The organism is Bifidobacteriaceae bacterium, from assembly GCA_031281585.1.
Lineage (GTDB): Bacteria > Actinomycetota > Actinomycetes > Actinomycetales > WQXJ01 > JAIRTF01.
This window is the reverse complement of the sequence record JAITFE010000164.1, coordinates 1-5,807: the sequence shown is the minus strand read 5'-3', so window position 1 is coordinate 5,807 and position 5,807 is coordinate 1. Positions and strand designations below refer to the sequence as shown.

The window sequence follows — 5,807 nt, the reverse complement described above, 5'->3', positions numbered from 1 at the left end:
ACGGACGAGGACGACATGTTGAACTACGTGTCGATCCTGGCGGGCAACAACTACCAGGTGTACATCAACACGTTCCCCGGCGAGCAGCGCTACCTCTTCGACCTGAACGGGAATTACGGTGTGCTGGAGGGCCGGGTGCTGCTGGATTTGGTGGAGTCGCAGCGGGCGGGCGGCCTGGTGCCGGACGCGGTCGGGTTGGAGGCGTACACCGGCGGGTCGGGCGCGCCGATCGTGCCGCCGTATCTGACGTTCAAGGGCGGCGGGTTCTACCTGTACAACCTGGCGAAGACCATCGACTGGGACAACTGGAAGCTGATCCCCCCGCTGTACGTGGAAAGCAAGCTGCGCCTGGGCGTGATGGAGTTGATGGACGTCGACTCGACGATGCGGATCGGGTTGGACCACATCGGCCTGGCCCTGGAGGCCTCGGTGGGCGGCCCGGAGGAGTTGGGCATGGACTTCTTGTCCCTGTCGCCAGCCTCCGCGAGTTTCGACGTGAGTTGGGCCGGTGCCGCCGATCCGGACAACCCCGAGTTCGCCAAGGTGGACGCGTCGGGCGAGTTCTCGTGGTACCTGCTGCCGTGGTACCGCAAGTACGCGGGCGGCATGTCGGTGGGAGTGAAGAAGAACACGTGGCCCGACTTCGCGGGCTACCTGGAGGGCGACTTCGGGATTGTCGGGTTCAAGGTGCCGGTGATCAATCTCAAGGTGGGCGGCTGGTCGCTGGGAGACTACCGGGTGTACGTGTCGAACCAGGAGGCGTACGCGTCGGTCGGGCTGTTGGGGAAGATGCTCCGGTTCAAGCTGGGCACCACGTACCGGCCGTTGGACCCGTACGCGGACGTCCAATGGGATATCGGAATAGCCAGCGGCGACATCCACCTGATGGCGGACCGGCAGCCCCAGGTGGGGGACTCGATCAGCGGCGCTCAGCCCTTGATAGACAAGGACGGCAACCAGATCGGCGTGATCGACCTGGGCGGCGCGTGGCAGCTGGTCGGGCAGTTCGGCTACGGACAGGCCCAGTTGGCACCGTCGTTGGGCGTCCAGCCCGCGGCGAATTCCGCGGCGCTGGGGTTGATGGCGCCGCAGGCCGTCCCCATGCAGGTCCCGGAGACCTCTTACGAGCTCACCCCGATCGAACGGGACGGGGATCACGGGCACCTGGTCGGGGTCAACGGCCTGACCGGCGACAACCTGGAGGTGTTCTACGACAAGGACGGCGTCGCCGGCGGCGGTGACTGGGTGGCCTACCAGTTGGTGTGGGAACGGCCAACGACCGACCCGAAGGCCGCGCCGGCCACCAAGGAGGAGTTGGCGGACCAATCGGTCAACGCCATGGACTTCTCCGGCCAGACGTTCCAGAACGACGACGGCACCACGGAGCCCGGCTCGGTGCTGGTGATGCTGAACGAGACCCTGTCTCCGCTGTGGAAGATCGCCGCGAAAGACGGCGCCACGACCTTTGAGGCGTCCCAGGTGGAGACCGACCCGCTGGCCGGCCTCGCCGGCGCCCAGTGGGACGGATCCGCGAAGAAGCTGACCGTTCAAACGGAGAACCTAACTGATCCGGACACCGGGGCGTTCAAGACTGGCCAGTACCGGTTGAACGCCGTGGTGGACGCGGCGGACGGCTCCGGGCAGACCGCGACCGTGGCCACCGCGGTCCCGGTCACGTCATCGGCTCCGGCGGTGCTGGACCTGGCCGCCGGGCTGGCGGCGTTGCCGGCTGGGCTGCCGTCCGGGGATTACACGGTCAGCGCGATCCTGGAGGAGTCGTCCAAGGACGCGGAGGGCAACACGGTGTGGGGGCCGATCGACGACGCCCGGGCGGACGGCGTCTACAGCCACCGGAATCCGCTGGATCCGGTGTCTGTGGGAAGCTTCTCGGATCAGCCGGCCGTCGCGCCGGCGGGGGACGGCGTGTTGGAGATCTCCTGGACTGGCGCGCAGGACGCGGACACCCAGTACGAGGTGAAGGCGCTGAACCCGGACGGGTCGGAATACCTGTTCCCGACTGAGCGGATCCCGGAAGTGGACGAGGACGGCAACCCGGTGCTGGACGCGGACGGGAACCAGGTCGTCACCGCCTCCCAGCCGGCTCCGGCGGCGTGGAGCGCCACTTCCGGACAGCACCAAGACCCGGCCACCGGCCGGTACACGCTACGCGTGGGGAACCTGGATCCGGGCAAGGCATACAAGATCGCAATAACCCCCGTCAGGACGGTGGGGGAGGGCCTGCAACTACGCGGCCCCGCGTGGACCAGCGAGGCGGTTGGGTTGCCCATGCCGAACCCGGCGAGCATCGCCCTGGCGTATCGGGGCGCCACCGAGGTTGTGGACGACGTGACGGGTGACAGCACGGTGTTCGCGAACGGCGACTACACCATGGAACTGGCGTTCGGCCAAGCCGTCGTATGGGAGGTGAAGAGCGGCCAAACGGTGCTGCAATCGGGGCAGACCGCCGCCGCCCGCGAGCCGGTGGAGGTCACAGTTCCGGCCAGCGCCGCCAGCGCGGCGAACTGGATCACCGTGTCCGCCAAGAACGCCGCGGGGGACTGGTCCTTCCGCGAGTTCACGTCCAACTTCTCGGACGCGACTCCGGCGTTGTTTGTGGACGCGGACGTTGACGGCTGCGTCTACGTGGACGGCAACAACGAGTTCACGGTCACCGGCTTGACGGTGCCCGGCTACACGGTAGCGGTGAGGACCGCAGGTGTCGCGGAGGTGACGGCGGACGAGTACGGGGTGTTCAGCCTGACCGCTGACGCGGACGGCGTGCCTGCGGCTGAGGGCGCCCGGTGGGTGACCGTGACCGTGCAGGACGCGGCCGGGAACATGGCCAGCCAAATGGTGCAACTAGTCGGCACCAATGACCCGCCCGCCACCGGCCCCGGCCTGTCCCGCCTCGAAGCGGACCCGGAGCCAGCCCTGGCGGGCAGCGGCGCGGCAAGGTCCGTGACTGCCCGCGTGACGGAGAAGAACGGGATCCCGCTGCCCGGCGTGGACGTGGTGTTCACAGTGCCGGACGGGTTGAAGCACGTCCCGGCGCTGGGCGCGCCGGTGCCCGGCCCGGTCGATGTCACCGTGCCAACCGATTTGGCCGGAGTGGCCAAGATCGACGTGACCGCAGACAGCCCGGGAACGCGGGGCGTCACCGCCACCGCGGATGGCCTGGCCATCACGCAGGGGTCGCCAGCCGTGCCGTTATTCGTCGCGCCCGCGTACTTCGTGGACGCGGCGGCGTCCCAGCTGACCATCCCCACGGCGGCGGGCGGTGCCGCCAAGGTCCCCAACGGCTGGGACTCGCACACCGCGCAGGCGGTGGTGGTCAACCTGGAGGGCGACCTGCTGGTGGACGCGCCGGTGACGTTCGAGATCAAGGAGTCCCCCGGCTCCACGCCCTACTACCGGTACGCGACGACGGACCAGAACGGCGTGGCCACCATCCAGTTCGCGTCCACGTGGGAGGCCACTTTCAAGATCAGCGCGCGGGTCAGTTCCCAGTTGATCGCCGGCTCGCCGGCGGACGCGGAGTTCGCCTGGGGAGACCCGGACCTAATGGAGGGCACCAGGCTGTCCGGCGAATGGGCCTGGGCGGACGGCTCCTCAGAAGCGACTGTGTCCGCATACGTGGTGAACGCCGAGGGCACAGCCCTGTCCGGGGTGGACGTGTTGTTTTACATCCCGGCTGGGGTGAGCGCGGGCGGCACGTCCGGCCCCGCCACGGTCACCGACACCACCGACCAGTGGGGGCTGGCATCGGTGGGGCTGTCATCCACCGCCCCGGGATCGTACGAGGTGACAGCGACCATCGACGGCCAGCCGATCACTCGCGGCTCCCCGGCGGTGGCCGGATTCTTGCCGCCGCCGGCGCTGTCCGGCGACCATGACGGATCCGTGCTGACCATTCCAACCGCGCAGGGTGGTGCCACGAAGCTCGCGAACGGGCTGGACGCGCACCGGGCTGAGGTGTTGGTCCAGAGCGCCGCCGGTGTACCCGCGCCGGGCGTGGATGTCATGTTCGAGGCTTCCTACCCGGGTGCCTACGGTGAGGGGGGCACTGTAGGCACGTCGGTGATATCAGACCAAAACGGGGTGGCTACCTTCGAGTTCGTGTCGCTGGAGGAGGCCGAGTGGAGCATCACGGCCGCGATCATCTCTTCTGATGGGGACCGCTGGCTGGGGCTGAGCGGCTCGCCGCAGACGGCGCAGTTCGCCGGTGGAGCCCCCGCGGGGCCGGTGCCGCTGGTGCCGTATGTCAACCCGACAAACGGGAAAGCAGTCAGCGGGGGGCCGAGCATGGACCAGCGGCAGCAGATGGACAAGGTCGAGCGGGCTGTGGTGGCGGACTTCGCCTCCGGCGCCGAACTGGGCCGGGCGGACCTCGACCAGATCGGAGAGTTCGACATCGCGTTGGACCCGCCGGCGGCGGACGGCACGGTGCTGGCGGTATGGCTCGAGGGCCCGGCCGGCGAGAAGGGAACACCGGCCCTGGTGGTGGTGGACGCGGTGCCACCGTCCCTGATCGTGACCGCGAACGACGGGAATCCGGTCACCGGCTGGGCGCCAGGCGCCAATTTCAACATCGAGGTGATAGACGGCGACGGCCAAGTGATCGGCTACGGCAACGTGGGGCCGGATTGGAGCTTCGAAGCGCCCACATACCACGCAGCCGGTGTGGGCGACCTGGTGACAGTCCGGGCGCTGGACCAAGCGGGCAACACCGTCGAGGCGGTGTGGCGGCTTGGGTTGCCGGAGGTGCAGGTGGTTCCCGCGTCCGCCGCCCCCGCTGGGGAGGTCGGCGTGGTGGGCGTTAACTTCCAGCCTGGCGAGGACGTTACCGCCGTGTTGGAGCCTGGCGGCGCGCTAGTGGGATCTGCGCGGGCGGACCAGAACGGCGGCGTGTCGTTTGGCTGGTCGGTTCCCGCGACGGAAGCGCCAGGCACCCTTTCGGTTGCGTTGACGGGCACCCGTTCCGGCGAGCAAACCGGCGCCTTCGCCGTGTCCGGGGATCCGGCGGATCCGGCGGCGTCGCAGTTGTCGATCCCGTCTGCGGCGGGCGGGGCGTTCCGTTTGGCAGACGGCTTGGCGCAGCATCGGGCCCAGGTCCAGGTGCTGGACGTGTCGGGCGCCGCGATGCCGGGTGTGAACGTGAGGTTCGCGTGGAGCCGACCAGACGGGGCGTCCGGTGTGGAGACCGCCCGGTCGGGGGCGGACGGCGTGGCGGAGTGGGCGTTCTCCTCGGTTGACGAGGTCACGTACACGGTGTCCGCGACCATCGACGGGATAACGGTCGGCGGTGCCCCGGGGACGGCTGAGTTCCGCGGGCATCCGCCGGCGACGGGGTTCGGGCTGTCGCGGTTGGAGGCGCAGGGCGGCTGGGCGCCGGCGGACGGCGCGTCCACCAGGTCCGTGACGGCGTGGGCGACCGATGGGCGGGGCGACCCCCTGCCTGGGGCCAGCATCGCATTCTTGGTCCCGCCGGGGACCAGGGTCGGGCTGGTCGACGGCCCCGCGTCTGTGACGGTCACGGCGGACGGCGCCGGGAGGGCGGATGTCTCCCTGACGTCCCAGGCGGCCGGGACCTACGCGGTCAACGCGGTTGTGACCACCCAGTACGGGTCGGTGCAGATCACGGAGGGCGCCCCGGCTGCGGTGGTGTTCACGGTGCCGCCGGCCCCGCCGGGCACGCAGGCCGATCCGGGGAACTCGGCGTTGGCCATCCCGACAGCTGCTGGCGGCGCCACGGTCCGCGCGGACGGCGTGGAGGCGCACCGCGCGGAGGTGTCGCTGCTGACCGCTGG

The 5,807-nt window shown here is 69.6% G+C and carries 1 protein-coding gene; it reads left to right on the top strand.

All coding sequences use genetic code 11. The features are described from left to right. Nucleotides 1–15 precede the first annotated feature (15 nt). Nucleotides 16–5,807, top strand: a 5,792-nt coding sequence (locus LBC97_16670) for an Ig-like domain-containing protein (protein ID MDR2567649.1), incomplete at its 3' end; no start/stop codon positions are given.